Source organism: Eleftheria terrae (genome assembly GCF_030419005.1).
Classification (GTDB): domain Bacteria; phylum Pseudomonadota; class Gammaproteobacteria; order Burkholderiales; family Burkholderiaceae_C; genus Caldimonas; species Caldimonas terrae.
The window spans coordinates 3,856,460-3,883,008 of the sequence record NZ_CP106951.1; the positions used below are offsets into that span (position 1 = coordinate 3,856,460).

Sequence of the window (26,549 nt, forward strand, 5' to 3'; positions counted from 1 at the left end):
CCTTGCAGTGGCACGCGAGCTTTCTCGGGCGGGCCGGCAGGCCGCAAGCGGCAGGACTGCACGCTGCAGGCCGTTTGCACGTGCCATGCCACGGTCGTTTGATGGTCGTCAAGCCGTGTCGGCGCAGCACCACGTCGGGGCGCCTACAGGCCGGGGGGTGAGAGAAGCAGGGGTTTCCACGTATAATTCCGCGGATTTGCCGCAACCAGTTTGTAACCGAACGCCGTGAGACCAGAACAGAAAGCAGGCAAAGCACCCGCTTCACCACGGTCCGGCGAGCCGAGCGTCAACGCTGCGGCGGCTGTCGATGCCGACACGCAGGCAGCGGTGGCCGCAAGGGGGTTCGACACCACGGACTTCGGTGACAGCACAAGTGCGGACGAGGAGCCGGTTTTCAAGCCCCTGACGCGCGAACAAGCGCAGGCGCTCAGAGCCGGGCGCCCGTTGCTGTCGCCCTGGCGGGTGGTGGCGGCGCAGGCAGTGGCAGGTGTGCTCGCCACCCTCGTCTGGTGGCTCGCCACGGGGCGGGTCGAAGCGGCTTGGTCGGCGCTGTACGGCGCGGCTGCAACCGTAGTGCCGGGGGCCTTGATGGCGCGCGGCATGAGCAAGGGGCTTTCGGGAGCGAGCCCTGGCACCGCGGTGCTGGGTTTCATGCTCTGGGAGTTCGTGAAGATTTTCGTGGCGGTGGTCATGTTGGTGGCCGCGCCCAGGATGGTGCCCGATCTGAGCTGGCCGGCCTTGCTGGTCTCGATGATCGTGTGCATGAAGGCAAGTTGGCTGGCGCTGCTGTGGCAGCGCCGGATAAAGAAAACGTCTTAAAGACAACCGTTCGAAAGAAGAGAGATGGCTGCCGAAGGACATGCACCGACCGCGGGTGACTACATCACCCACCACCTGAAGCACTTTCAGAACATCGACCAGAAAGGCATTGCCGATTTCTCGGTCATCAACTACGACTCCATCTTCTGGTCGGCCTCCCTCGGCCTGCTGGCGGTGTTCATCCTGTGGCTGGCTGCACGCAAGGCCACGTCCGGCGTGCCGGGCCGCTTCCAGGCCTTTGTCGAGATGCTGGTCGAAATGGTCGACACCCAGGCCCGCGGCATCGTCCACAACGCCCAGTCGCGCCGCCTGGTGGCGCCGGTGGCGCTGACCGTGTTCATCTGGATCTTCTTCATGAACGCGATGGACCTGTTGCCGGTGGATCTGCTGCCGGCACTGTGGACCCAGGTCTATGCCGCGGCCGGCCATGACCCGCACCACGCCTACATGCGCGTCGTGCCCACCGCCGACCTGTCGGCCACCTTGGGCATGTCGATCGGCGTGCTGCTGCTCTGCCTGTTCTACAACATGAAGATCAAGGGCGTGGGCGGCTGGATCAAGGAGCTGTTCACCGCTCCGTTCCACGCCCACGGCATCGCCGCGATCGCGCTGGCCCCGGCCAACCTGTTCCTGAACATCGTCGAATTCGGCGCCAAGACCATCTCTCACGGCATGCGGCTGTGGGGCAACATGTACGCCGGTGAGCTGGTGTTCCTGCTGATCGCGCTGATGGGCATGACCGGCTTCGCCTCGATGGGCGGCACCATGATGTGGATCGGCCATGTGCTGGCCGGCACCGCCTGGGCCATCTTCCACATCCTGATCATCACGCTCCAGGCCTTCATCTTCATGATGCTGACCCTGGTCTACATCGGGCAGGCCCACGAAGGCCACTGATCCCGGTTCGCGTTTTTTCCGTTTCCCTTTCCGTTCGTCAAACCACTCAAAAGTAGGAGTAATCATGGAACAAGTGTTGGGTTATGTCGCTATCGCTTGCGGGATGATCATCAGCCTGGGCGCTGTCGGTGCATGTATCGGTATCGCACTGATGGGCGGCAAGTACCTGGAAGCATCGGCACGTCAGCCTGAGCTGATGAACGAACTGCAAACCAAGATGTTCCTGCTGGCCGGCCTGATCGACGCGGCCTTCCTGATCGGCGTTGGCGTGGCCATGCTGTTCGCCTTCGCGAACCCGTTTGTCGTCACCGGCGCTTGATCGGCTTTTCTCGCAGTCTTCATTTCCGTAACCGAGAAAGGTCCGAGCCGTGAATCTGAACGCTACCCTTTGGGCGCAGATGGTGGTCTTCGGGATCCTGGTGTGGTTCACGATGAAATTCGTGTGGCCCCCGATCACGAAGTCGCTCGACGAGCGCGCCCGGAAGATCGCGGACGGGCTGGCCGCTGCTGACAAGGCCAAGGCTGACCTTGCCAACGCCGGAAAGCAGGTCGAGGCCCAGCTCGCCAAAACCAACCAGGAGGCGACCCAACGCCTCGGCGACGCTGAAAAGCGTGCGCAAGCCATCATCGACGAAGCCAAGAAACGGGCCGATGTCGAAGCGGCCAAGATCATCGCCAATGCGAAGGCCGAGGCCGAGCAGCAGCTGATCTCGGCTCGGGAGGCGCTGCGCGAGCAGGTTGCCGCCCTGGCGGTCAAGGGCGCCGAGCAGATCCTTCAGAAGGAAGTCAACGCCGGCGTTCACGCCGAGTTGCTGGCCCGTCTGAAAACCGAGCTTTGATCATGGCTGAGCTCGCAACCATCGCGCGTCCCTATGCGGAAGCCCTCTTCGAGGTGGCCCGCAAAGGTGACTTGAACCAGTGGGCTGCCGAGGTCGACGCCTTGGCGGTCGTGGTCGCTAACCCGCAGCTGCGCGAGCTGGCGGACAACCCTCGCGTGCAGCGCGCCCAGGTCTTCGACGTCTTGACGTCGGTGGTCGGGATGCCGCTGGGCGAGGGCGTCCGCAACCTCGTGTCCACGCTGCTTGACAACGGCCGGCTCGCCGCCTTGCCGGAGATCGCCTCGCAGTTCCGTGCGCTCAAGCATGCGAACGAGGGTGTGGTCGACGCCACGGTCTACAGCGCCTTTCCGATCGACGAGGCACGGCTCACCGAGCTTGTGGCCACGCTGGAGAAGCGCTTCGGCCGCAAGCTGCTGCCGACCGTGCAGGTCCAGCCCGAGCTGATCGGCGGCGTGCGCGTGGTGGTTGGCGACGAGGTGCTCGACACCTCCGTCAAGGCCCGCTTGGAACGCATGAAGGCTGCGCTGGTCGCCTGAGACCACGCGGCGCCGATGAACATCCGGGCGCGAGTCCGGGGCAGCCAAGTTCAGGCTCCGGGCGCCAGCGCCCGGACCCGGACAAGACTGGGAGAATGCAATGCAACTGAATCCCGCAGAAATTTCTGAACTGATCAAGAGCCGCATCGAGGGTCTCGGTGCGGCAGCGGACATCCGCAACCAGGGGACCGTGGTCTCGGTGACGGACGGCATCTGCCGCGTCCACGGCCTGTCCGATGTGATGGCCGGCGAAATGCTCGAGTTCCCGGGCAACACCTTCGGCCTGGCACTGAACCTGGAGCGCGACTCCGTCGGCGCGGTGATTCTGGGCGAGTACGAGCACATCTCCGAAGGCGACACGGTCAAGTGCACCGGCCGCATCCTGGAAGTGCCGGTCGGCCCCGAACTGGTGGGCCGCGTGGTCAACGCGCTGGGCCAGCCGATCGACGGCAAGGGCCCGGTCAACGCCAAGCTCAGCTCGCCGATCGAGAAGATCGCCCCGGGCGTGATCGCACGCCAGAGCGTGTCGCAGCCGCTGCAGACCGGCGTCAAGTCGATCGACTCCATGGTGCCCGTCGGCCGTGGCCAGCGCGAGCTGATCATCGGCGACCGCCAGACCGGCAAGAGCGCGGTCGCGATTGATGCCATCATCAATCAAAAGGGTCAGGGCGTGACCTGCATCTACGTCGCCATCGGCCAGAAGGCGTCGTCGATCAAGAACGTCGTGCGGGCCCTGGAAGCCAACGGCGCGATGGAATACACCATCGTCGTCGCCGCCTCGGCCTCCGAATCCGCCGCGATGCAATACGTGTCGGCCTACTCCGGCTGCACGATGGGCGAGTACTTCCGCGACCGCGGCCAGGACGCGCTGATCGTCTATGACGACCTGTCCAAGCAAGCCGTCGCCTACCGCCAGATCTCGCTGCTGCTGCGCCGGCCGCCGGGCCGCGAAGCCTTCCCCGGCGACGTGTTCTATCTCCACAGCCGCCTGCTGGAGCGTGCCGCTCGCGTCAGCGCCGAGTACGTCGAGAAGTTCACCAACGGTGAAGTGAAGGGCAAGACCGGCTCGCTGACCGCCCTGCCCATCATCGAGACGCAGGCCGGTGACGTGTCCGCATTCGTGCCGACCAACGTGATCTCGATCACCGACGGCCAGATCTTCCTGGAAACCGGCCTGTTCAACGCTGGCATCCGTCCCGCCATCAACGCCGGTATCTCGGTGTCGCGCGTCGGTGGTGCGGCCCAGACCAAGCTGATCAAGGGCCTGTCCGGCGGTATCCGTACCGACCTGGCGCAGTACCGTGAGCTGGCGGCCTTCGCGCAGTTCGCCTCCGACCTGGACGAAGCCACCCGCAAGCAGCTGGACCGCGGTGCCCGCGTGACCGAACTGCTGAAGCAGGCCCAGTACTCGCCGCTGCCGATCTCGCTGATGGGCGCGACGCTGTACGCGGTGAACAAGGGCTTCCTGGACGATGTGGACGTCAAGAAGGTGCTCGCCTTCGAAGCCGGCCTGCACCAGTTCCTGAAGACCAGCCACGGCGCGCTGCTGCAGAAGCTCGACACCAACAAGGCCCTGGACAAGGACTCGGAAGCCGAGCTGCAGAACGCCATCGTGTCGTTCAAGAAGTCCTTCGCCTGATCCCACAGAACAAGGAGTTCCGTCATGGCGGCAGGCAAGGAAATACGCGGCAAGATCAAGTCGGTGGAGAACACCCGCAAGATCACGAAGGCCATGGAGATGGTCGCCGCGTCGAAGATGCGCAAGGCGCAGGACCGCATGCGTGCGGCCCGGCCTTATGCCGAGAAGGTGCGCAACATCACGGCCAACCTGGCTCAGGCCAATCCTGAGTACGTGCCCGCTTTTCTGCAGCAGAACAGCGGTACCGGCCAGGTGGGCGTGATTGTCGTCACCACCGACAAGGGTCTGTGCGGCGGCCTCAATACCAACATCCTGCGCGCCACCACCGCCAAGCTGAAGGAACTGGAAGCCCAGGGCCTGAAGGCGCAGACGGTGGCCATCGGCAACAAGGGTGTCGGTTTCATGAACCGCATCGGCGCCAAGGTGGTGGCCCAGGTGACGCAGCTGGGCGACCAGCCGCACCTGGAGCGCCTGATCGGCCCGGTGAAGACGCTGATCGACCAGTACGCCGAAGGCAAGCTCGACGCGGTCTACCTCTGCTACACCCGCTTCGTCAACACGATGAAGCAGGAGCCGGTGGTGCAGCAACTGCTGCCGCTGTCGGCCGACTCGCTGAAGGCCGACAAGAGCCAGCATGCCTGGGACTACATCTACGAACCCGATGCGCAAAGCGTGCTCGACGAGCTGCTGACCCGCTACATCGAGGCGTTGGTGTACCAGGCCGTGGCCGAGAACATGGCGTCCGAGCAGTCGGCGCGCATGGTCGCGATGAAGGCCGCGACCGACAACGCCGGCAACCTGATCGCCGAGCTGAAGCTGGTCTACAACAAGACCCGGCAGGCAGCGATCACCAAGGAACTGTCGGAGATCGTCGGCGGGGCGGCGGCCGTCTGACGGCGCGAGGCCTGAAGGCATCCAACGAATATTGATTGAAGGAACGAAAAATGGCTGAAGGCAAGATCGTTCAGTGCATCGGCGCCGTGGTGGACGTGGAGTTCCCGCGCGATTCGATGCCCAAGGTGTACGACGCCTTGAAGATGGAAGGCACCGCGCTGACCCTGGAAGTGCAGCAACAGCTGGGCGACGGCGTGGTCCGCACGATTGCGCTGGGCTCCTCCGACGGTCTGCGTCGCGGCATGATGGTGCAGAACACCGGCGCGCCGATCACGGTGCCGGTGGGCAAGGCCACCCTGGGCCGCATCATGGACGTGCTGGGCAACCCGATCGACGAAGCTGGCCCGGTCAACGCCGAGCTGAGCGCCTCGATCCACCGCAAGGCACCGGCCTACGACGAGCTGAGCCCGTCGCAGGACCTGCTCGAAACCGGCATCAAGGTGATCGACCTGATCTGCCCGTTCGCCAAGGGCGGCAAGGTGGGTCTGTTCGGTGGCGCCGGCGTGGGCAAGACCGTGAACATGATGGAGCTGATCAACAACATCGCCAAGCAGCACTCGGGCTTGTCGGTGTTCGCCGGCGTGGGCGAGCGGACCCGTGAAGGGAACGACTTCTACCACGAGATGAAGGACTCCAACGTGCTCGACAAGGTCGCGATGGTGTACGGCCAGATGAACGAGCCCCCGGGCAACCGTCTGCGCGTGGCACTGACCGGCCTGACCATCGCCGAGTCCTTCCGCGACGAAGGCCGCGACGTGCTGTTCTTCGTGGACAACATCTATCGCTACACCCTGGCCGGCACGGAAGTGTCCGCGCTGCTGGGCCGCATGCCGTCCGCCGTGGGCTACCAGCCGACGCTGGCCGAGGAAATGGGCCGCCTGCAAGAGCGCATCACCTCCACCAAGATCGGCTCGATCACCTCCATCCAGGCCGTGTACGTGCCGGCGGATGACTTGACCGACCCGTCGCCCGCGACCACCTTCGCCCACTTGGACGCCACGGTCGTGCTGTCCCGCGACATCGCCTCGCTGGGGATCTACCCCGCGGTCGATCCGCTGGACTCCACCAGCCGCCAGGTCGACCCCAACGTGGTCGGCGAAGAGCACTACACGGTGGCACGCCAGGTGCAGGCCATCCTGCAGCGCTACAAGGAACTGCGCGACATCATCGCGATCCTGGGCATGGACGAGCTGGCACCGGAAGACAAGCTGGCCGTGGCTCGCGCCCGGAAGATCCAGCGTTTCCTGTCGCAGCCCTTCCACGTCGCGGAAGTGTTCACCGGCTCGCCGGGCAAGTACGTGCCGCTGAAGGAAACCATCCGCGGCTTCAAGATGATCGTCAACGGCGAGTGCGACAGCCTGCCGGAGCAGGCCTTCTACATGGTCGGCACGATCGACGAGGCTTTCGAGAAGGCCAAGACCCTGCAGTAAGCGACGCCGCGGCGCGTGCGGCGTCAGCCGCCGCCGCGCCGATTGCGTGCTTCTTGCATCGTCTCCCCTCTCGAAGGAAGCTGAGGAAGCTGAACTATGGCAACCATTCAAGTCGACGTCGTTTCCGCGGAAGCCTCGATCTTCTCCGGCCAGGCGAAGTTCGTCGCGCTGCCCGGCGAGTCGGGCGAGCTGGGTATCCTGCCGCAGCACACGCCGCTGATCACGCGCATCCGTCCGGGTGCGGTGCGCATCGAGCGTGCTGACAACGGCGAGGAAGAGTTCGTCTTCGTGGCCGGCGGCATCCTGGAAGTGCAGCCCAATGCGGTGACGGTGCTTGCCGACACGGCCATCCGCGGCAAGGACCTGGACGAAGCCAAGGCCACCGAGGCCAAGCGCCTGGCCGAGGAAGCGATGAAGAACGCCAAGAGCGACATCGACTTCGCCAAGGCCCAGAGCGAATTCGCGGCGATGGCCGCCCAGATCGCCGCACTGCGCCGGTTCCGCCGCAAGTGAGTTGATGATGCCGGATGCGACGGGTCGACGGGCCCGTGGCGCCGGTGCCCGAACGACGCCCGCAGGCTGTGGCCTGGCGGGCGTTGTTGTTTTGGGGCCGGCTCTCAGGCCACGTGTGGGCGGTTCGGCAACTCGTCCACATTCGGCTGCCCGTCGCGCAGCGGAAAATGCCGCACCAGCAGCGCCGTGACCTCGTCCACCGCCAGTCCCAGGGCCGCCTCGGCCTGGCCGGCGCGCAGCATCTCGGACATGCCCTGCACGATGCGGTCCCATTCGGCCTGCGGCACGCAGCGCGACACGCCCCGGTCGGCAACGACCTCGATGCGGTGCTCCACCAGCAGCAGGTAGATCAGCACGCCGTTGTTGTCCTCGGTGTCCCATACCCTCAGCTTGCCGAACATCGACACCGCCCGCTCGCGGGCCGGTGCGTCGCGGCGCAGATAGCTCCACGGCAGGGCACCTTCGATGCACAGCCGGATCTCGCCGGTGTGCCGGGCCTCGCTGGCCTGCACCCGGGCTTCCAGCGACTGCAGGGCCACCGGGCCCAGCACCCGGCGGGTGTCGGTGTCGTCCCACCAGCGGTGGCGCAGGATGCGCTTGATGTTCATGGGGTGCCCCTCCTCACCAACTGCCCGACGAGCCGCCGCCGCCGAAGCTGCCGCCGCCTCCGGACGAAAACCCGCCACCCCCGCTGCCGCCGCCACCGAACCCGCCGCCACCGCCGAAGCCGCCCCAGACGATGGGCGTCTGGTGGCGCAGGCCCCGCCCGCGGCCGGACGACAGTGCCGAGCCGACGCCCATCGCCAGCATCAGCAACAGGGCGCCCACCGCCGCGATCGCCGCCACCACCATGCTGGCGGTGAACCACCAGCTCAGGGCGCCCACCGCCAGGCCGGTGCCGAGCGAGCCGAGCTTGCGGCCCAGCAGGCCGCTGAGCACGGCGCCGATGACCGGGGCGCCGGCAAACAGGAAGATCGCCAGGTCGAACCACTGGGTGCCCGGTTCGCCGGCGCTGCCGCCGCTGTTGCGGGGGGAGGGCGCCGGCAGGCCTTCGCCGGCAATCAGCGCCGCCAGCCGGTCCACGCCGGCGTTCAGCCCGCCGGCATAGTCGCCGGCCTTGAACGCGGGCGCGATGGCCTGGTCGATGACGCGGCGGGCGGCCAGGTCGGGAATGGCGCCCTCGAGCGCCCGTGCGACCTCGATGCGCACGCGGCGGTCGTTCTTCGCCACCACGATGAGCAGGCCGTCGCCCACTTCCTTGCGGCCGATCTTCCACCGGTCGGCCACGCGCCAGGCGTAGGCGGCAATGTCCTCGGGCGCGGTGGTCGGGACCATCAGCACCGCCACCTGGCTGCCGTATCGGGTCTCCACCTGCTCCAGCTTGGCCTCCAGCGCGGCCCGCTGGGCGGTGCTGAGCGTGCCGGTCTGGTCGGTGACTCGGGCATTCAGAGGCGGCACCGGCTGTGGCGCCTGCTGGGCCAGCAACGGCCCGGCAGCCAGCATCCCCAGCAGCCAGGCGGCCAGCAACCAGCGCCAGGCTGCCAGGGCGGCCCGGCATGGATGAAGTGCGGCCTGCGTCATCGCCGCCTCACCGCGAGGCGCCGAAGTCCACCGTCGGCGGGGTCGAGATCTGCGCTTCGTTGGCCACGCTGAAGTTCGGCTTGGGCGGGTAGCCGAACATCTTGGCCGTCAGGTTGGTCGGGAAGCTGCGGGCCAGCACGTTGTACTGCTGCACCGCGCCGATGTACTTGTTGCGGGCCACGGTGATGCGGTTCTCGGTGCCTTCCAATTGCACGCGCAGGTCCTGGAAGCCCTGGTTGGCCTTCAGGTTCGGGTAGTTCTCGCTGACCACCAGCAGGCGCGACAACGCGCCCGACAGCTCGCCCTGGGCCTGCTGGAAGCGCTGGAAGGCCTGCGGGTCGTTGAGGGTCTCCGGGGTCACTTGCACCGAGGTGGCCTTGGCCCGCGCCTCGACCACGCGAGTCAGGGTGGTCTGCTCGAAGTTGGCCTCGCCCTTGACCGTGTTCACCAGGTTGGGCACCAGGTCGGCCCGGCGCTGGTACTGGTTGAGCACTTCGGACCAGGAGGCCTTCACCTCCTCGTCGAGCTGTTGGAACTGGTTGTAGCCGCAGCCGCTGAGGCCCAGGCTCAGGCCCAGCACGCAGGTCCAGGTGGCAATCGTCTTTTTCATCGTTGTGGCTCCTGTTCTGTGAAGGGAAGGGCCGGCGCGAAAGCCGCCGCTCGCATGAATAGGGGCGATCATGCCGCAGTTCAAGCGCCCCGCCGGCCGTTGGCTTGCGGCATGTCAGCAAGCAGCGGTCCCTGGGCCGTGGGCCGAAGCCCTGCGCGTCCGGCGCCGTCGCAGCGCTCCCTACAATGCAGGGCTATGTTTGCGCCCCTCCAGAACGACACCTTCCTGCGCGCCCTGCTGCGCCAGCCGACCGACCATACGCCCGTCTGGCTGATGCGCCAGGCGGGACGCTACCTGCCGGAGTACAACGCGACCCGCTCGCGGGCCGGCAGCTTCATGGGGCTGGCCACCCACCCCGAACTGGCCACCGAGGTGACGCTGCAGCCCCTGGAGCGCTATCCGCTGGACGCGGCCATCCTGTTCAGCGACATCCTGACGGTGCCCGACGCGATGGGCCTGGGCTTGAGCTTCGCGGCCGGCGAGGGGCCGCGCTTCGCCTCCCCGGTGCGCGACGAGGCGGCCGTGGCCCGCCTGGCGGTGCCCGACCTGGCGAAGCTGCAATACGTGTTCGACGCCGTCACCAGCATCCGCCGCGCCCTGCAGGGGCGGGTGCCGTTGATCGGCTTCTCGGGCAGCCCCTGGACACTGGCCTGCTACATGGTGGAGGGCGCCGGTTCGGACGACTACCGCCTGGTCAAGACCATGCTGTACCAGCGCCCCGACCTGATGCACCGCATCCTCGCCATCAATGCCGACGCGGTCGCGGCCTACCTGAATGCGCAGATCGATGCCGGCGCCCAGGCCGTGATGATCTTCGACTCCTGGGGGGGCGTGCTCGCCGACGGCGCGTTCCAGGCCTTCAGCCTGGCCTACACCCAGCGGGTGCTGGCTCAGCTCAGGCGCGAGCACGACGGCCAGCGTATTCCGCGCATCGTCTTCACCAAGGGGGGCGGCCTGTGGTTGGATGAGATCGCTGCCAGCGACACCGATGCGGTCGGCGTCGACTGGACCGTCAACCTCGCGCAGGCCCGTGCGCGCATCGGCCACCGGGTGGCGCTGCAGGGCAACCTGGATCCTGCCGTCTTGTTCGCCTCGGCCGAGCAGATCCATGCCGAGGTCGGCAAGGTGATCGACAGCTTCGGCAACCCCCGCAACGCCGACGGCAGCCATGCCGGGCATGTCTTCAACCTGGGCCATGGCATCAGCCAGTTCACCCCGCCGGACAGCGTCGCTGTACTGGTCGAGGCAGTCCACGAGCATTCCCGGCGGGTGCGACAGGCGGGAGCCGGGGCCTGACCGGCTTGTGCGCGAAGCGCACCGGGTAACCCCTCAGGCCGTACCAGTGGCCTTGACTTATCCCCAAAAAAAGCGGTGCCTGTCAAATCTTATTGGACTTGTGCAGGCTCTGGGAGTAAGTCGGGAAGTGCTCGCTAAGTTATTGATTTTTATAGAGACGACAGCACTGCACGATGGGGCATCAAACTAAGCGGAGCCGCGCGGGACAAGCATTTAGCGCCGGTTTTCGCAGCTTGCCCACAAAGTTATCCACACGATCGGTGGATAGCTGCAAAAGACGTTTCTTTTCAAGCGCTTACGGTCGGGTCTGAAAGAGCTGGCGGAAATGACAGGGCTAAATGAGTGAGTCCCAGGTGCTGGGGGTGGTGGTCGATGCTCCCCAATACAGTGCCTTGCGGGGGCCGCTGAGCTATCTCAGCGAGCGAGCGTGGGCGCCCGGCACGCTGGTGCAGGTGCCGCTCGGGCGGCGCACGGTGTGCGGGGTGGTGTGGGCCTGCGGCGACTCGCCGGGCACTGCGGACGGCGTCGAATTGCGCCCGGTGGGTGAAGTGCTGGCCAGCCTGCCGCCCCTGCCGGCGGCCTGGTGCCAGCTGGTGGCCTTCACCGCGGCCTACTACCAGCGAGGCATTGGCGAAGTGGCCCTGTCGGTGCTGCCACCGGAGCTGCGCAAGCTCAGCGATGCGCAGCTGCTGCAGCGCCTGAGGAAGCTGCAGAAACTGCAGCCGGCCGGCGGCAGTGAGCCGGTGCTGCCGGCTCTCACGCCGCAGCAGGCGCAGGCCCTGGCCCAGCTCGAGCCGGGTCGGTCGCAGGTGGCGCTGCTGCATGGCAGCACCGGCAGTGGCAAGACCGAGGTCTACCTGCGCGCCGTGGCACAGGCGCTGGCGGCCGGGCGGCAGGCCCTGGTGCTGGTGCCGGAGATCAATCTCACGCCCCAGCTGGAGGCGCGCTTCGCCGAGCGCTTCCCGCAGCGCCTGATCGTCTCGCTGCACAGCGGGCTGACGCCGGCGCAGCGGCTGAAGCACTGGCTGGCGGCCCACCTCGGGCAGGCGGACATCGTGCTCGGCACGCGCATGGCGGTGTTCGCCTCGCTGCCGCGGCCCGGCCTGATCGTGGTCGACGAGGAGCACGACCCGTCCTACAAGAGCCAGGAAGGCGCCCGCTACTCGGCGCGCGACCTGGCGGTGTACCGCGGCAAGCTGGAGGGGGCCACCGTGCTGCTGGGCTCGGCCACCCCGTCGCTCGAGAGCTGGCAGCAGGCCGAGCGCGGCCGCTACCTGCGCCTGGCGATGCCGGACCGGGTCGGCGGCGGTGTGCTGCCGCAGGTGCGCTTCGTCGACATGAACCATGTGCCCAAGGACGCGGCCTACAGCGCGGCGCTGTCGCCTGCGCTGGTGGCGGCCCTGTCGCAGCGCCTGGCGCGCGGCGAGCAGAGCCTGGTGCTGCTCAACCGGCGCGGCTACTCGCCGGTGCTGCAATGCCTGGAATGCGGCTGGAAAAGCGGCTGCCCGCATTGCAGTGCCTGGCGTGTCTTCCACCGCATCGACCGCAGCCTGCGCTGCCACCATTGCGGCTATGCCGAGCGGGTGCCGCGGGCCTGCCCGGAATGCGGCAACCAGGACATCCAGCCGGTCGGCCGTGGCACCGAGCGGCTGGAGGAGCAGCTGGCCCAGGCACTGCCCGAAGCGCGCGTGGCCCGCATCGATGCCGACACCACGCGCCTGAAGGGCAGCCTCGAGGCACAGCTGGCCAGCGTGCATGCGGGCGAGGTCGATGTGCTGGTGGGCACCCAGATGGTGGCCAAGGGCCATGACTTCCGGCGCGTCACGCTGGTGGCGGCGGTGAACCCGGATTCGGCCCTGTTCAGCAGCGACTTCCGGGCCGGCGAGCGCCTGTTCGCACTGCTGATGCAGGCGGCCGGTCGCGCCGGCCGCGACGCCGGGCAGGCCGCGCGCAGCGAGATGCTGATCCAGACCTGGCACCCGTCGCATCCGCTCTATGCCGCGCTGCGGGGGCACGACTACGCCGCCTTTGCCGCCAGCACGCTGAAGGAGCGCGAGATGGCCGGCATGCCGCCCTATGCCCACCAGGCCCTGCTGCGCGCCGAGGGCCGCACGCAGGAAGTGGCCCAGGCCTGGCTCGCCGCGGCGGCCGCCATGGCCGAGGAGCTCGGCGCGGGCGATGCCGGCGTGGTGCTCTATCCACCGGTGCCGATGAGCGTGGCCCGGGTCGCCAATGTGGAGCGGGCCCAGCTGCTGGTGGAGGCCGCGTCGCGCCCGGCACTGCAGCGGCTGCTGGCCGCCTGGCTGCCGGAGCTGCATGGGCTGCGGGCCGAGCACAAGGGGCTGGTGCGCTGGGCGGTGGACGTGGACCCGCTCGCGATCTGAGCGGGCCGCCCGTGCTGCCGGCCGGCGCGGCCGAGGGTGGCGTTCGCGGCCGGCCGGCGCTATCGTTGCGCCCCATCGAGACCACAGCAGGCGCTCCGCGCCGGAGGGACACCATGTCATCGTTCAATTTCAGCGGCGCCGGGCCCCACAGCCTGACCCGCATCGGGGAGGCCTGGCGCAACCCGCGTGCCCTGCTCACCTTGCTCGGCACCTTCGTGGGGGTGGCGCTGCTTATCGGGCTGGGCGTGTCCACCGGGGTGGGCTTCATCAGCGCGGTGTCCGTGCTGCTGGGCTTCCTGCTGATGATGCTCGGCATGGTGGCCGCCGGCCGCCAGCTGATGGACCAGGCACTGCAGCAGCCGGTCACCGGCACGGTGGAAGCCTTCACCGGCAGCCCGATGGTGCTGCTGCGCATGCTTGGCCTGGCACTGGTGCTGTTGTGCGCCTTCCTGGCCTGGGGCGTGACGGCCTCGGTGCTGCTGTTCCTGTGCAAGATCCCCTTGCTGGGCGGGCTGCTGCTGGTGGTGGTGGTGCCACTGCTGGTGTTCAGCGCGGCCTTGCTGCTGCTGGGCGCCTATGTGGCCTGGGGCCTCGCGGCGCCGGCCCTGTTCGAGGGGCAGACGCTGAAGCAGGCCCTGTCGCGCCTGTGGGCCATTGCCACGCAGCGGCCGCTGGAGGCGTTTCTCAACCTGATGTTGCTGTTCATCCTGGTCGGCTTCGTGGCGGGCCTGGTGATGGCCTTCGTCGGGGGCGGCTTCGCCGTCACCGCCAGCGTGATGAACAGCGTGCTGGGCATGGGCCTGGGGGGCCTGGAGCCGCCGAACGGTACCGTCAGCAGCAGCACCTGGGTCGGCGCCGGCGTGGGGGCGGCCGTGGTGTGGGGTGTGGTCATCGCGGTGTTCAATGCGCTGTTGCTCTTCGGCCTGTGCCTGACCTACCTGAAGTTGAGCGTGGGCCTGGACACCGCCCTCGCCGAAGCGGCGCTGGACTCCGCCATCGCCAAGACCCGGGAGAAGGCCCAGCAGGCCGCCGAGGAAGCCCGCCGCCGGGCCCAGGAGGTCCAGGATGCCGCCCGCCGGCGGGGCGAAAGCGCGGCAGCCGCGCGCGCCCCCGAGGCCGACGACCTGCCCGGCGCGACGCCGCCGGCCCCCGCGTCCTCGTACTCGGACCCGATGACCATCATCCAGCCGATGACGCCGGCCGAGCCACCGCGGCCGGCCCCGGTGCCGCCGGCGCCCGGCCATGCGGACCCGATGACCATCATCCAGCCGATGGCACCGGCCGAGCCGCCGCGGTCGGCCCCGGTGCCGCCAGCGACCGGCCACGCGGACCCGATGACCATCATCCAGCCGATGGCACCGGCCGAACCGCCGCGGCCGGCCCCGGTGCCGCCGGCGACCGGCCACGCGGACCCGATGACCATCATCCAGCCGATGGCGCCGGCCCAGCCGCCGCGTCCGGCGCCGGTGCCGCCGCCGTCCGGGCATGCGGACCCGATGACCATCATCCAGCCGATGGCGCCGGCCCAGCCACCGCGCCCGGCGGCGGCGCCGCACACTGGCGGCGATTTCGAGGACACCCTGCCGCCGGCCGTGTCGCCCTTGCCGGCCAGTGGCGGGCTCGACCTGTCCAAGCCGGTGCCGCATTGCCCGTCGTGCCACAGCGTGGTGGCACCGGACGATACCTTCTGCGGCGCGTGCGGCCGCAAGCTGCACTGAGGCGGCCAAAGCCCAGGGGCGCGCCCGCCCGGGCGCGCCTGCAGAGGAAGTGACGAGGTGACGGCCCGCGTGTGGCGGGCCGGCGCGAACGCACGCTGCCGTCGCTGCCGGATGAGCAGCGCGGCGCCATGGTGGCCCGGCAGCGGTGATGTGGCGCTGGCCGGTCCCTCGGCTTCGTGTCGTTGCTCGGCTTCAGCTGGGGCGCGCCAGGCGGCGCACCGTCTTCTCGTCCACGCCCGCTTCGCGGGCCAGCTGTGACAGCGGGCGCTGGCCGGCCTGCTGCACCAGCCAGTCCATCAGCCCTTGCGTCAGGCGGCGGCGGGTCTGCAAGCCGTCCTGCACGGGGGTCTGGGTGCTGCCGCAGGCGCCGCAGCGCCAGCGGGTGACGTCCAGGCGCAGCCAGGTGGGCCGGCCATCGCGTGGCACGTCGCGCAGCAGCCGGGTGAGCCGGCCGTGGCGCACCATGCGCTCGCTGCGGCCGCACCTCGTGCAGCAGAGGGCGGGCGTCGTGCCGGCCACCAGGTCGTCCAGCAGGGGGCTGTGCAGCACGCAGTGGTGCGACAGGCCGCGGCCCTCATCCAGCGGGCCGGGCGCGGGATCGAAGTCGTCCATCATCGCCTCCCTCAGGCAGCCGCTGCGCCGGCGCCGAAGCGCTGCGGCACCACGCCGGGTTCACGCGCCTGCCAGCGGTTGATGCCGCTGATCAAGGCCTGGATGGAGGCGCTCACGATGCTCGTGTGCACGCCGGCGCCGAACAGGCTGCCGGCCAGCCCTGGCCAGCCGATCTCGACGAAGGCCACCGCCCTGGCGTCGGAGCCGGACTGCAGGGCGCGTTCTTCATAGCTGTCGATGCGCAGCGGCAGGCCGAGCGCCTGCACCGCGGCATCGAGCGGGCCGTTGCCGTGTCCCGTGAGCTGCAGCACCTGCCCGCCGGCCTCGACCTGCAGGCTCAGGTGCACGCGGCCGCCCTGCTCGTGGCTGTCGTGCGAGACATAGCGCAGCGGTTCGCCGGGCGCCAGGTATTCATCGACGAACAGCTGCCACAGGTCGGCTGCGTTCAGCTCGCCACCGCTGTGGTCGGCCACCTGTTGCACGGCTGCGCTGAACTCCACTTGCAGCCGGCGCGGCATGACCAGCCCGTGGCCGGCCTCCAGCAGGTAGGCGATGCCGCCTTTGCCGGACTGGCTGTTGACCCGCACGATGGAGTCATAGCTGCGCCCCACGTCGGCCGGGTCGATCGGCAGGTAGGGCACTTCCCAGGCCGCGTCGGGCTGCTGGACCGCGAAGCCCTTCTTGATGGCGTCCTGGTGCGAGCCCGAGAAGGCGGTGAACACCAGGTCCCCCACATAGGGATGGCGCGGGTGCACCGGCAGCTGGGTGCAGTCTTCCACCGTCCGCGCCACTTCGTTGATGTGCGAGAAGTCCAGCCCCGGATGGATGCCCTGGCTGTAGAGGTTGAGCGCCAGCGTCACCAGGTCCACGTTGCCGGTGCGCTCGCCATTGCCGAACAGGCAGCCTTCCACCCGGTCGGCGCCAGCCAGCACCGCCAGCTCGGCGGCTGCCACGGCGGTGCCGCGGTCGTTGTGCGGGTGCACGCTGAGCACCAGGCTGTCACGCCGACGCAGGTGGGTGTGCATCCACTCGATCTGGTCGGCATAGACGTTGGGCGTGCTCATCTCCACCGTGGCTGGCAGGTTGACGATGGCCTTGTGCTCGGGTGTCGGCTGCCAGACGTCCATCACCGCATCGACCACCTCGCAGGCAAAGTCGAGCTCGGTGCCGCTGAAGACTTCAGGGCTGTACTGGAAGGTCCACTGGGTGTCGGGCTGCTGGGCGCCCAGCTCGGCGATCAGTGCCGCGCTGCGGGTGGCCAGCTCGCGCACTTGCTCGCGCGACATGCCGAAGACGATGCGGCGGAAGGCCGGTGCGGTGGCGTTGTAGAGGTGGACGATGGCGCGCGGCGCGCCGCGCAGCGATTCGAAGGTGCGTCGGATCAGGTCTTCGCGCGCCTGGGTCAGGACTTCGATCGTGACGTCATCGGGAATCAGCCGTTCTTCGATCAGCCGGCGCACGAAGTCGAAGTCGGTCTGGGAAGCGGAGGGGAAGGCGACCTCGATCTGCTTGAAGCCGATGCGGCAGAGCATCTGGAACATGCGCAGCTTGGCGCTGGCGTCCATCGGCTCGAAGAGGGCCTGGTTGCCATCGCGCAGGTCCGTGCTCATCCAGATGGGCGGCGCGGTGAGCGTGCGGCTGGGCCAGCGGCGCTCGGCGAGGGCGAGGGGAGGAAAGGGACGGTACTTGCGGCTCGGGTCGATCAACATGATGAAGGCGGTGTCCGGTGAGGTGGCGAGGCGAGGGAGGTGGCCATGTCGAAGCCGCCCGACAGCCACAGGCGCGTGGCCGGGCAGCTCTTGGTTAGTCGCAGGGTGCCAATCTCGGTGGACGTCTTAATCGGGGTGATCATGTGGGGACTCCGGAGGGGTAGATAACGGGGGGCAGAAACGACAACGGCCAGCTTGTGGCTGGCCGTTCTGTCTCGGAACTCGGGGTATCAGGGGGCGCTAGGTGCGCTGTGCTGCTCTGGACCCGAGCCGACTCAGACCGGCCACCATCGTGGTGGCCAGCGTAATGAGTAGGAGGGTCTTGGCGGTGGTCATGGCTGCAGTGTTCTCGATCAGGAGGCGAATTGTCAATGCCTCCACCTGAAAGTCCGTGGCACGCACCGCAGTGGGGCAGCGCGCCAGCGCCGCAATGCGGGCCGGCCGAGCCAGCTCGTTGCCGGCCGGCCATGCGCGTGGTGGCCCGCTTCAGCCGGCCACAGCCAGCCAGCGCGCGAGGTCGGAGGCCAACGCCAGGCAGCCACCGGCAAACAGCAGCAGCCCGGCTTGCTGGCGCAGGGGGAGCGCGGGCGACGCAATGCTTCGGTTCTTCATGATGTCCTTTCCTTGTGCAGGAGCCCCGCGGCCGGCCGCAGCCGCCCCGCGCAGCCGGGGGATCACGCCGCGCCGGGCACCTCGATGCCGAGCTTGTGGGCGATGGCGTCGCCATAGCGCGGGTCGGCCTTGGCGAAGTGCACCAGCTGGCGCTGCACGATGGACATCGGCACGCTGCGCATGGCGCTGGCGATGTTGCTCGTGAGGCGGTCCTGCGCCGCGGCATCGAGCAGGCGGAACAGGTTGCCGGCCTGGGTGTAGGGGTCGCCATCCACCGTGTGGTCGTAGCGGTCGGCATCGCCGCTGATCTTCAGGGGCGGCTCGCGGTAGGCGGGTGCCTGCTTGGGCGCCGAGGCGATGCTGTTGGGCTCGTAGTTCGCCGCCGCGCCGCCGTTGCCGTCGAAGCGCATCGCCCCGTCACGCTGGTAGGTGTGGTACGGGCACTGCGGGCGGTTGACCGGCAACTGCTGGTAGTTGGTGCCCACCCGGTACAGGTGGGCGTCGTGGTAGGCGAAGATCCGGCCCTGCAGCATCTTGTCGGGCGAGAAGCCAATGCCCGGCACCACGTTCGCCGGCGAGAAGGCAGCCTGCTCCACTTCGGCAAAGTAGTTCTGCGGGTTGCGGTTGAGCTCCAGCACGCCCACCTCGATCAGCGGATAGTCCTTGTACGGCCACACCTTGGTCAGGTCGAAGGGGTTCCAGCCGGTCTTGCGCGACCAGGTCTCGGCTTCGACCTCCGGCATCACCTGCACGCACAGGCGCCAGCGGGGGAAGTCCTTGTTCTCGATGGCGTTGAAGAGGTCGCGTTGCGCATAGTCGGGGTCCTCGCCGGCCAGCCGGACGGCGTCGGCCACGCTGAGGTTGCGGATGCCCTGCATCGAGCGAAAGTGGAACTTCACCCAGAAGCGCTCGCCCCCGGCGTTCACCAGGCTGAAGGTGTGGCTGCCGAAGCCATGCATGAAGCGGTAGCCGTCGGGCGTGCCGCGGTCGCTGAACAGCGTTGTGATCTGGTGCAGGGCTTCAGGACTCTGGCTCCAGAAGTCCCACATCATCGTCGGCGACTTCAGGTTGGTCTGCGGGTCGCGCTTCTGCGTGTGGATGAAGTCGGGGAACTTGCCCGGGTCCTTGATGAAGAACACCGGGGTGTTGTTGCCGGCCAGGTCCCAGTTGCCTTCCTCGGTGTAGAACTTCACCGCGAAGCCGCGCGGATCCCGCTCGGTGTCGGCCGAGCCCTTCTCGCCGCCCACCGTCGAGAAGCGCAGCAGCACCGAGGTCTGCTTGCCGACCCGCTCGAACAGCTTGGCGCGCGTGTAGCGGGTGATGTCCTGGGTGACGGTGAAGGTGCCGTAGGCGGCCGACCCCTTGGCATGCACCACCCGCTCGGGCACCCGTTCGCGGTTGAAGTGCTGCAGCTTCTCGATCAGGTGGAAGTCCTGCAGGAGTACCGGCCCGCGCGGGCCGGCAGTGAGGGAGTTCTGGTTGTCGGCCACCGGGATGCCGGAGGCGGTGGTGAGTGTGGTGCGGCTGGTCATGGAGATTCCTCGGGATCGGGATGTCGTCGTCAGATCGCTTCGGCCAGGGCGGCCAGCAGTTCGAGAACAAGATCGGTCATGGCTGGCTCATTTGCTATCGTTGTTAGTGCATCAATAGATTGGATGCATGAAGATTAATGGAGCCGGCTGGGGCGAGGAAGTTGAACGTCGCCATGTTGACAATAGCGAATTGCTATAGAGACGGCCAAAAATACCGGCGCTGCCTATGGCTGGCGGCCAGGCCGGCGAGCACCCGCCCGCCAGGGCGCGCTGGCGGCGTGTCAGCCGAAGCGCTGGAACAGCGCTACCGCGAAGGAGAAGCTGAGGAAGGCTGCCGCCGTGGAGTACAGGACGATGCGGGCGATGCGCCCGTTGTCGGCGCCGTAGCGCTCGGCCAGCAGCGAGACATTGCTGGCCGAAGGCAGTGCCGCCGCCAGCACCAGGGCCTGCAGCGCCTCGCCTCGCAGGGGCAGGCCGGCGGCGCTGGCCAGGTGGCCGGTGGCCAGCACCAGGGCCGGGTGCAGCAGCAGCTTGATGGTGACCACCGGCACTACGTGCCGCCACGGCGTGCGGGCAGCGTCGGCGCCTGCGTTGGCCCGCCACAGCACCGCGCCGATGGTGAACAGGGCCACCGGCGTGGCCGAGTCGGCCAGCATGCGGACGATCTGTGCCAGCGGGCCGGGCAGGGCCGCCTGGCTGACCGACACCAGCGCACCGAGCGCGATGGCCCAGGGCAGCGGGTTGCCGAGCGCGCCGCGCACGGCCTTGGCCAGCCCGGCCTTCAGGGAGCCCGCGCCCTCGCTCTGCGCCAGTGCGAGGCACAGGGAACTGGTGAGGAACAAGTCCACCAGCACGGTCAGGATCACCGGCCCTGCTGCCTGGGGACCGAGCAGCGCCACCAGCAGCGGCACGCCCATGAAGCCGGTGTTGGGGAAGGCCGCCACCAGCGCACCGAAGGCCGCGTCGCGCAGGCGCAGGCCGGCGCCCAGGGACACGGTCACCGTGACAGCCACCACCAGCAAGGCGCAGGTGGCATAGAGGGCCAGCCACCCAGGATCGAGCAGTTGCCCCAGCGGTGTGCCGGCCCCGAAGCGGAACAGCAGGCACGGCAGCGCGAAGAACAGCACATAGGCATTCAGCCCCGGAATCGCCGCTTCCGGCAGCAGGCGGGCCCGCGCGGCGAGGTAGCCGCCCAGCACCAGGGCGAAGAAGGGCAGGGTGACCGCGAAGATGGCTGACATGGCGGGCCGCAGTATCTCAAGCGGCGATACCGCCGGTGGCCCTGGTCGGTGGCCGGAGCCACCGGATGCCGGCGGGCCGCCGCCGCCGTAGGGCGCAGTAGGGGCGCAGTAGGGGTGCAGTAGGGCGCGGTGAGGGCGTGGCTCAGGCGCCGTCCCGCCGGGCGCCGGGATGGCGCGGGTCCACCTCGAAGCGGGCGACGGTGGCCACCGGGCTGTCGGGGTCCTTCACCTCTTCCACGGCCAGCAGGCGGGCCGACAGCCGCTTGGCGTCGAGGTCGAAGCGCATGTAGCCGCGCTGGTCGCTGCGGGCGTAGTGCAGGTGCGGATTCCACGGCCGCATCGCGTCGAGCTGGCTCTGGGGCAGCGATGTGCTGGTGATGGAGGTGCTGCAGAACTCGGTGGCCAGTGCCGGCGCCTCGGTGTCGTCGAAGTCCAGCTTCAGGTCGCTCACGCAGTGGCTGTGCACGTCGCCGCCCAGCACCACCACCCCTGACAGGCCGCGCTCGGCCACGCCTTGCAGCAGCCGGCGGCGGGCTGCGGGATAGCCGTCCCAGCCGTCGGTCCAGTACTCCCCGGCCGGACTGTCCGGGGCGGCCGGGTCGCGCCAGCTGCAGCGCGCCATCAAGGTCTGCTGGGCCACCAGGTTCCAGGGGCGGTGCAGGTCCCAGCCTTCGGCCAGCCAGCGTTCCTGGCGCGCGCCGAGCAGCGAGCGGCGCGGGTCGGCCAGCTCGGGGCAGTCGCGGGCCAGCACGGTGTTGGAGCCGCCCCGGCGCGGCGGCGGGCAGGGCTGCGGATCGCGGTACTGGCGGTCGTCGAGCAGGTGCAGGCGGGCCAGGCGGCCCCAGTCGGTGCGGCCGTAGATGCGCATCGCGGTGCGCCGCGGCCGCGCCGCCTTCGGGAAGGGCAGGTGCTCCCAGTACGCCTGGTAGGCGGCCATGCGGCGCAGCGGGAAGTTGCGTTCCAGTTCCTGGCCGCGCAGGCCGGCATAGTCGTTCTGCACCTCATGGTCGTCCCACACGGTGAGCCACGGGCAGGCTGCGTGGGCCGCCTGCAGCAGGGGGTCTCGCTTGTAGGTGGCGTAGCGCGCGCGGTACTGCTCCAGCGTGACGGCCGGCCCCTCACCCTCGTGCTGGCGCAGTGCCTGGCGCCGCGGCGCGCCTTCGTAGATGTAGTCGCCCAGGAAGAGCACCAGGTCGAGCGGCTCGCCGGCCAGGTGGCGCCAGGCCGCATAGTGGCCGACTTCGTAGTGCTGGCAGCTGGCGATGGCGAAGGCCAGCGGCGCCTCGGCGGCCGGCGCCGGTGCGGTGCGCGTGCGGCCCACCGGGCTGCGCTGCCCGAGGGCCTGGAAGCGGTAGTAGTACCAGCGGCCCGGGGACAGGCCGCGCGGCTCGGCGTGCACGCTGTGGGCCCACCCACGCTCGGCGATCTCGCTGCCGCGGGCCACCACGCGGGTGAAGGCCTCGTCTTGCGCCAGTTCCCAGCTCACCGGCACCTGGCGGGGCAACTGCTCGCCCATCAGCCGGGTCCACAGCACCACGGCGTGCGGTTGGGGATGGCCCGAGGCCACACCCAGCTCGAACAACGGCACGTCGGCAGCCCGCGCACGGTGGATGAAGGCCGGCGCGGCCAGCAGCGCGGCGCTGCCGGACAGGAACAGCCGGCGGGACAAGGGGCTCGTCATGGGCAGGCTCCGCGGGGATGGGGCCCCGCCGCGGCCAGGGGCCGGAGGCGGGCGTGCTCGGGCAGGACCGCGCCACTGTAAGCGGGCCGCCGGTGCTTTGTCACGCCAGCGCGAAACCGGCCGGCGGCGGCCTTCGCTATGATGGCCGGCTTCGCATCCGCCCCCACCCGGCAGCCTGCCGAGGCGAGCGCCCGCTTGCCATAGAACGACCGAGATTCCACGCCGTGTCTGCCCCGCCTAGCCTCAATCCCGCCCAGCTCCAAGCCGTCTACTACCTGCAAGGCCCCTGCCTGGTGCTGGCCGGCGCCGGCTCGGGCAAGACGCGCGTCATCACCCACAAGATCGACCGCCTGCTGCAGGAAGGCTATGCGCCCGGCCAGATCGCGGCCATCACCTTCACCAACAAGGCGTCGGAAGAAATGCGCGAGCGCGCCCGCGGCCTGGTGGGTGCCCGGGCGGCCAAGGACCTGGTGATCAGCACCTTCCACTCGCTGGGCGTGCGCTTCCTGCGCGAGGACGGCGCGCGGCTGGGCCTGAAAGACAAGTTCTCCATCCTCGACAGCGACGACGTGCTGGGCATCCTGCGCGATGCGGGTGGCACCACCGACGCCGCGCAGGCGCGCAGCTGGCAGTGGACCATCAGCCTGTGGAAGAACCAGGGCCTGAGCAGCGAGCAGGCCGAGGCGGCCGCCCAGAACGACGACGAGCGCGTCTGCGCCCGGGTGATGAAGCTCTACGAGGAGCGCCTGACGGCCTACCAGGCGGTCGACTTCGACGACCTGATCAGCCTGCCGCTGAAGCTGCTGCAGCGCGATGAAGAGGTGCGCAAGAAATGGCAGCGCACGCTGCGCTATGTGCTGGTGGACGAGTACCAGGACACCAACGCCGTGCAGTACGAGCTGCTGAAGGCCCTGGTGGGCGAGCGGGCGATGTTCACCGCGGTGGGCGACGACGACCAGTCCATCTACGGCTGGCGTGGCGCCACCATCGAGAACCTGAAGCGCCTGCCGCAGGAGTACCCGAACCTGAAGGTGATCCCGCTGGAGCAGAACTACCGCTCCACCGGCAACATCCTGCGTGCGGCCAACAACGTGATCGCCGCCAATCCCAAGATCTTCGAGAAGAAGCTCTGGAGCGAATACGGCGACGGCGAGCCGGTGCGGCTGGTCGAGTGCGACAAGGAAGAGCACGAGGCCGAGCGGGCGGTGGCGCGCATCCAGTCCATCCGCGGCGGCGCCACCACCAGCGCGCCGGCCAACTGGAGCGACTTCGCCATCCTCTACCGGGCCAACCACCAGGCGCGGGTGCTGGAGCAGGCGCTGCGCAAGGCCGACATTCCGTACAAGGTGTCCGGCGGCCAGAGCTTCTTCGACCGCGCGGAGATCAAGGACCTGTGCGGCTGGCTGCGCCTGCTGGTCAACAACGATGACGATCCGGCCTTCCTGCGGGCGGTCACCACCCCGAAACGCGGCATTGGCCACCAGACGCTGGGCCAGCTTGGCGAGTTCTCGGCCAAGTGGAAGGTCAGCCTCTTCGAGGCCTTGTTCGCCGATTCGCTGGCCAGCGCCGTCAGCGCGCGCGCCATTGGCTCGCTGCACGAGTTCGGCCGCTATGTGAACGACCTCGAATACCGCTTCCGCCACACGATGGGCGCGGAGGCGGCCAAGCCGGTGCTGATGGAGTGGCTGAAGGAAATCGGCTATGAGCAGCACCTCTACGACGGCGAGGAAAGCGAGAAGGCCGCCGCCACCCGGTGGCAGAACGTGATGGACTTCGTCGACTGGATCGCCCGGCGCTGCGGCGGTGTGCTGGAGGACGACGGCGGCGTGAAGGTGGAGAGCGAGCGCAAGAGCATCATGGACGTGGCGCAGACCATCTCCGTCATCCTCAGCCTGACCGAGCGGGCCGGCGACCCGAACGTGGTGACGCTGTCGACCCTGCATGCGTCCAAGGGCCTGGAGTGGCCGCACGTGGTGCTGGTGGGCGTCAACGAAGGGCTGCTGCCCTTCCGCAGCGAGGACGAGGACATGACCCCGCAGCGCCTGGAGGAAGAGCGCCGGCTGATGTATGTCGGCATCACCCGCGCCCGCAAGACGCTGGCGGTGAGCGTGCTCAAGCGGCGCAAGAAGGGCCGCGACTGGGTCGCCGGCATCCCGAGCCGCTTCATTGCCGAGATGAAGCTGGACGAGAAGACGATGAAGGAAGACCCGCGCGAGAAGCTCAAGGCCTTGCGCGCGGAGTTCGCAGCGCGGGCGGCGCAGGCCAAGACGGCCTGAAGCGGAGATGGCGGGAAGCAGCAGCCAGGGAAAAGCCGGGTAGCGGGAAGCAGAAGGAGAGCCGGCGGCAAGGAAGCCGGCGCGGACCGGTCAGGCTGCTTGCCAAGGGCAAGACGCCGCGCGGCCCGCGCGGACCCCGCATCGCGGACCGTGCCGCCGCAGTGCGTTCCTGCGGTGCTTCTCCCGGTCCGGCGCGTGGCCTTCCGTCCTGGGCTGAGCCGCCTGGCCGGCCCGCCGGGCATCACCCGGCGAGCGCCGCCCGCGGCCCGGCCGCGCCGGGGATCAGAGGAAGCCCAGCACCCGCTTCGAGCCGAAGTTGCCCAGGTTGGGCAGGATCGAGTCGAGCTGGCCGTCGCCGGCACCGAACCACCGCAACAGCGTGGCCGCGTACTGCGACACGCTGGTGGTCGGCAGCCAGCGGCCCTGCTGCTCCCAGCTGTCCACGCCGACATCGTCCGGGCCGCCGAGCTGCAGGGTGGGGTAGGTGCCGTAGGTGGTGCGGCCCTTCACTGCACCGCCCAGTACCAGGTGGTTGTTGCCCCAGGCGTGGTCGGTGCCGTTGCTGTTGTTGGGCAGGAAGGTGCGGCCGAAGTCGCTCTGTGTGAACAGCGTCACCTGTTGCGCCATGCCGATGTTCTTCATGGCTTGGTGGAAGGCGCCCATCGCATCGCCCAGCATCTTCAGCAGCCGGGCATGTTCGCCGACGGTGGCGTTGTCGTCGATCTGGTTGCCGTGGGTGTCGAAGCCGCCGAGCTGGGCGAAGAAGATCTGCCGGTCGCCCTGCACGGTGGCACGGCCTTCGATCAGCTTGGCGATCTGGAACAGCTGCTGGGCGATCATCGTCGTCGCCTGACCGTCGGGGCCGGTCAGCGAGGCAAAGGCCTGCTTCAGCGCGCTGGAGGCGCCGGTGTCGCCCGGCTTGATCTTCACCAGCGGGCCGAGCCGCGCCGAGGTGGCGAAGGCATCGCGCTGCTGCTTCACATAGGCCTGCAGCATCTCGTTGGCATGGTTCTCGGCATACAGCGCTTCCAGCGCCGCCTTGCGGGCGGCCACAGGGGCCCAGCTGTCCTGCAGCCCTTCGGCGCCGAAGGTCGCACCCGGCGCGGGCAGCACCAGCGGCGCTGCCAGGTCCGAGACGCCGAAGCGGCCGTTGCCGCCGACCGAGATCACCGGATTGGTGGTGCCCAGCGCTGCCGCCGCACGTCCGCCCCAGCCGGTGCGGGCGAGCGAACTGGTGGTGCCGGTCTCCCACAGGGTCTGCTGGTCGGAATGCGAGAACAGGTTGTCCGGGATCAGCGGCGAGGCGTTGGGCTCCTTGCGGTATTCGGCCTTGGTCATCGGCCGCACCAGCGGGCCGACGTTGAAGACCGGCGCGAGGTGCCCGTCGTTCCAGGCCGAGCTGAGGGCAGACAGCGAGGGGTGCAGGCCATAGTCGCTGCCGGCCAGGCCGAGCAGGCTGGCGCGCGGCAGGGCCAGGCCCTTGCGCACCGCGCTGTACTGGTTGTGGCGGGTGGTGTCGGTCGGCACGATGGTATTGAGGCCGTCATTGCCGCCGTACAGGAAGACGCACACCAGCGCGCGGTAGTCGGCCGCATGGGCCAGCCTGGGGCCCAGCGCCAGGCCGGACAGGCCGGCCACGCCGAGGGCGCCGGTGGCCAGCTTCAGCAGCTGGCGGCGCTGCAGGACCAGCGCGTCGAGATCGTGGAGGTCGAGTTTCTTGGTCATGGCGC

General features: G+C 68.8%; 23 protein-coding genes. 13 read left to right on the forward strand and 10 right to left on the reverse strand.

Annotated features, from left to right (window positions below; translation table 11 throughout):
- Positions 1-225 precede the first annotated feature (225 nt).
- From N7L95_RS17080 to N7L95_RS17120, 9 genes are all read left to right on the forward strand, one after another.
- Positions 226-819 (forward strand): ATP synthase subunit I, encoded by a 594-nt coding sequence (locus N7L95_RS17080; RefSeq protein WP_301256463.1) that lies wholly within the window; start codon positions 226-228, stop codon positions 817-819.
- 24 nt (positions 820-843) lie between these two features.
- Positions 844-1,716 carry a F0F1 ATP synthase subunit A gene (atpB, locus tag N7L95_RS17085; RefSeq protein WP_301256464.1) on the forward strand — a complete coding sequence of 291 codons (873 nt, stop codon included), beginning with the start codon at positions 844-846 and terminating at the stop codon, positions 1,714-1,716.
- Between the two features lie 64 nt (positions 1,717-1,780).
- Complete coding sequence (gene atpE / locus N7L95_RS17090; protein WP_301256465.1) at positions 1,781-2,035, forward strand: F0F1 ATP synthase subunit C; 255 nt, start codon at positions 1,781-1,783, stop codon at positions 2,033-2,035.
- 49 nt (positions 2,036-2,084) lie between these two features.
- Positions 2,085-2,555, forward strand: coding sequence for a F0F1 ATP synthase subunit B (locus N7L95_RS17095; protein WP_301256466.1), 471 nt, complete (start codon positions 2,085-2,087; stop codon positions 2,553-2,555).
- A gap of 2 nt (positions 2,556-2,557) precedes the next feature.
- Positions 2,558-3,091, forward strand: a complete 534-nt coding sequence (locus tag N7L95_RS17100; protein WP_301256467.1) for a F0F1 ATP synthase subunit delta — start codon at positions 2,558-2,560, stop codon at positions 3,089-3,091.
- A gap of 100 nt (positions 3,092-3,191) precedes the next feature.
- Positions 3,192-4,730, forward strand: coding sequence for a F0F1 ATP synthase subunit alpha (gene atpA / locus N7L95_RS17105; RefSeq protein ID WP_301256468.1), 1,539 nt, complete (start codon positions 3,192-3,194; stop codon positions 4,728-4,730).
- A 24-nt stretch (positions 4,731-4,754) separates the two neighbouring features.
- Entirely contained in the window at positions 4,755-5,624 is an 870-nt protein-coding gene (gene atpG, locus N7L95_RS17110; RefSeq protein ID WP_301256469.1) for a F0F1 ATP synthase subunit gamma, read from the forward strand.
- 50 nt (positions 5,625-5,674) lie between these two features.
- Positions 5,675-7,054, forward strand: coding sequence for a F0F1 ATP synthase subunit beta (gene atpD / locus N7L95_RS17115; RefSeq protein WP_301256470.1), 1,380 nt, complete (start codon positions 5,675-5,677; stop codon positions 7,052-7,054).
- Between the two features lie 96 nt (positions 7,055-7,150).
- Complete coding sequence (locus N7L95_RS17120) at positions 7,151-7,567, forward strand: F0F1 ATP synthase subunit epsilon (protein ID WP_301256471.1); 417 nt, start codon at positions 7,151-7,153, stop codon at positions 7,565-7,567.
- Between the two features lie 104 nt (positions 7,568-7,671).
- On the opposite strand, the gene N7L95_RS17125 is transcribed toward N7L95_RS17120, so the two are convergent.
- Genes N7L95_RS17125 through N7L95_RS17135 form a run of 3 tightly spaced genes read right to left on the reverse strand, consistent with a single transcriptional unit; the run spans position 7,672 to position 9,758 of the window.
- Positions 7,672-8,175 carry a TPM domain-containing protein gene (locus tag N7L95_RS17125; RefSeq protein WP_301256472.1) on the reverse strand — a complete coding sequence of 168 codons (504 nt, stop codon included), beginning with the start codon at positions 8,173-8,175 and terminating at the stop codon, positions 7,672-7,674.
- 13 nt (positions 8,176-8,188) lie between these two features.
- Positions 8,189-9,148 carry a TPM domain-containing protein gene (locus N7L95_RS17130; RefSeq protein ID WP_435870025.1) on the reverse strand — a complete coding sequence of 320 codons (960 nt, stop codon included), beginning with the start codon at positions 9,146-9,148 and terminating at the stop codon, positions 8,189-8,191.
- 7 nt (positions 9,149-9,155) lie between these two features.
- A complete protein-coding gene (locus N7L95_RS17135; protein WP_301256473.1) occupies positions 9,156-9,758 on the reverse strand; it encodes a LemA family protein in 603 nt (200 codons plus the stop codon).
- A 195-nt stretch (positions 9,759-9,953) separates the two neighbouring features.
- Between N7L95_RS17135 and hemE the strand changes: the two genes are divergently transcribed.
- The 3 genes from hemE to N7L95_RS17150 all read left to right on the forward strand — a co-directional run bounded on the left by hemE (position 9,954) and on the right by N7L95_RS17150 (position 15,156).
- Positions 9,954-11,054 carry a uroporphyrinogen decarboxylase gene (hemE, locus tag N7L95_RS17140; protein WP_301256474.1) on the forward strand — a complete coding sequence of 367 codons (1,101 nt, stop codon included), beginning with the start codon at positions 9,954-9,956 and terminating at the stop codon, positions 11,052-11,054.
- Positions 11,055-11,392: 338 nt separating this feature from the next.
- The gene (locus tag N7L95_RS17145) at positions 11,393-13,438 is read left to right on the forward strand and encodes a primosomal protein N' (RefSeq protein WP_301256475.1); all 2,046 of its coding nucleotides are present in this window, start codon (positions 11,393-11,395) and stop codon (positions 13,436-13,438) included.
- 113 nt (positions 13,439-13,551) lie between these two features.
- On the forward strand, positions 13,552-15,156 hold the full coding sequence (locus N7L95_RS17150) for a hypothetical protein (RefSeq protein WP_301256476.1): 1,605 nt from the start codon (positions 13,552-13,554) through the stop codon (positions 15,154-15,156).
- Between the two features lie 192 nt (positions 15,157-15,348).
- On the opposite strand, the gene N7L95_RS17155 is transcribed toward N7L95_RS17150, so the two are convergent.
- From N7L95_RS17155 to N7L95_RS17180, 6 genes are all read right to left on the reverse strand, one after another.
- The gene (locus N7L95_RS17155) at positions 15,349-15,768 is read right to left on the reverse strand and encodes a transposase family protein (protein WP_301256477.1); all 420 of its coding nucleotides are present in this window, start codon (positions 15,766-15,768) and stop codon (positions 15,349-15,351) included.
- An 11-nt stretch (positions 15,769-15,779) separates the two neighbouring features.
- On the reverse strand, positions 15,780-17,477 hold the full coding sequence (gene leuA, locus N7L95_RS17160; protein ID WP_301256478.1) for a 2-isopropylmalate synthase: 1,698 nt from the start codon (positions 17,475-17,477) through the stop codon (positions 15,780-15,782).
- Between the two features lie 486 nt (positions 17,478-17,963).
- Complete coding sequence (locus tag N7L95_RS17165) at positions 17,964-18,089, reverse strand: hypothetical protein (protein ID WP_301256479.1); 126 nt, start codon at positions 18,087-18,089, stop codon at positions 17,964-17,966.
- Positions 18,090-18,151: 62 nt separating this feature from the next.
- The gene (locus tag N7L95_RS17170; protein ID WP_301256480.1) at positions 18,152-19,621 is read right to left on the reverse strand and encodes a catalase; all 1,470 of its coding nucleotides are present in this window, start codon (positions 19,619-19,621) and stop codon (positions 18,152-18,154) included.
- 281 nt (positions 19,622-19,902) lie between these two features.
- Positions 19,903-20,862 carry an AEC family transporter gene (locus N7L95_RS17175; protein WP_301256481.1) on the reverse strand — a complete coding sequence of 320 codons (960 nt, stop codon included), beginning with the start codon at positions 20,860-20,862 and terminating at the stop codon, positions 19,903-19,905.
- A 142-nt stretch (positions 20,863-21,004) separates the two neighbouring features.
- The gene (locus tag N7L95_RS17180) at positions 21,005-22,543 is read right to left on the reverse strand and encodes an alkaline phosphatase D family protein (RefSeq protein ID WP_301256482.1); all 1,539 of its coding nucleotides are present in this window, start codon (positions 22,541-22,543) and stop codon (positions 21,005-21,007) included.
- 224 nt (positions 22,544-22,767) lie between these two features.
- Between N7L95_RS17180 and N7L95_RS17185 the strand changes: the two genes are divergently transcribed.
- Positions 22,768-24,819 (forward strand): ATP-dependent helicase, encoded by a 2,052-nt coding sequence (locus tag N7L95_RS17185; protein ID WP_301256483.1) that lies wholly within the window; start codon positions 22,768-22,770, stop codon positions 24,817-24,819.
- A 282-nt stretch (positions 24,820-25,101) separates the two neighbouring features.
- Here N7L95_RS17185 and N7L95_RS17190 read toward each other — a convergent pair whose 3' ends face one another.
- Positions 25,102-26,544: a DUF1501 domain-containing protein gene (locus N7L95_RS17190; RefSeq protein WP_301256484.1), complete on the reverse strand. Its 1,443-nt coding sequence runs from the start codon at positions 26,542-26,544 to the stop codon at positions 25,102-25,104.
- Positions 26,545-26,549 lie beyond the last annotated feature (5 nt).

Coding starts and splice junctions, on each gene's coding strand:
- atpB (WP_301256464.1), top strand. CDS start 844: ATGGCTGCCGAAGGACATGCACCGACCGCGGGTGACTACATCACCCAC.
- atpE (WP_301256465.1), top strand. CDS start 1,781: ATGGAACAAGTGTTGGGTTATGTCGCTATCGCTTGCGGGATGATCATC.
- N7L95_RS17100 (WP_301256467.1), top strand. CDS start 2,558: ATGGCTGAGCTCGCAACCATCGCGCGTCCCTATGCGGAAGCCCTCTTC.
- atpA (WP_301256468.1), top strand. CDS start 3,192: ATGCAACTGAATCCCGCAGAAATTTCTGAACTGATCAAGAGCCGCATC.
- atpG (WP_301256469.1), top strand. CDS start 4,755: ATGGCGGCAGGCAAGGAAATACGCGGCAAGATCAAGTCGGTGGAGAAC.
- atpD (WP_301256470.1), top strand. CDS start 5,675: ATGGCTGAAGGCAAGATCGTTCAGTGCATCGGCGCCGTGGTGGACGTG.
- N7L95_RS17120 (WP_301256471.1), top strand. CDS start 7,151: ATGGCAACCATTCAAGTCGACGTCGTTTCCGCGGAAGCCTCGATCTTC.
- N7L95_RS17125 (WP_301256472.1), bottom strand. CDS start 8,175: ATGAACATCAAGCGCATCCTGCGCCACCGCTGGTGGGACGACACCGAC.
- N7L95_RS17130 (WP_435870025.1), bottom strand. CDS start 9,148: ATGACGCAGGCCGCACTTCATCCATGCCGGGCCGCCCTGGCAGCCTGG.
- N7L95_RS17135 (WP_301256473.1), bottom strand. CDS start 9,758: ATGAAAAAGACGATTGCCACCTGGACCTGCGTGCTGGGCCTGAGCCTG.
- hemE (WP_301256474.1), top strand. CDS start 9,954: ATGTTTGCGCCCCTCCAGAACGACACCTTCCTGCGCGCCCTGCTGCGC.
- N7L95_RS17145 (WP_301256475.1), top strand. CDS start 11,393: ATGAGTGAGTCCCAGGTGCTGGGGGTGGTGGTCGATGCTCCCCAATAC.
- N7L95_RS17150 (WP_301256476.1), top strand. CDS start 13,552: ATGTCATCGTTCAATTTCAGCGGCGCCGGGCCCCACAGCCTGACCCGC.
- N7L95_RS17155 (WP_301256477.1), bottom strand. CDS start 15,768: ATGGACGACTTCGATCCCGCGCCCGGCCCGCTGGATGAGGGCCGCGGC.
- leuA (WP_301256478.1), bottom strand. CDS start 17,477: ATGTTGATCGACCCGAGCCGCAAGTACCGTCCCTTTCCTCCCCTCGCC.
- N7L95_RS17165 (WP_301256479.1), bottom strand. CDS start 18,089: ATGAAGAACCGAAGCATTGCGTCGCCCGCGCTCCCCCTGCGCCAGCAA.
- N7L95_RS17170 (WP_301256480.1), bottom strand. CDS start 19,621: ATGACCAGCCGCACCACACTCACCACCGCCTCCGGCATCCCGGTGGCC.
- N7L95_RS17175 (WP_301256481.1), bottom strand. CDS start 20,862: ATGTCAGCCATCTTCGCGGTCACCCTGCCCTTCTTCGCCCTGGTGCTG.
- N7L95_RS17180 (WP_301256482.1), bottom strand. CDS start 22,543: ATGACGAGCCCCTTGTCCCGCCGGCTGTTCCTGTCCGGCAGCGCCGCG.
- N7L95_RS17190 (WP_301256484.1), bottom strand. CDS start 26,544: ATGACCAAGAAACTCGACCTCCACGATCTCGACGCGCTGGTCCTGCAG.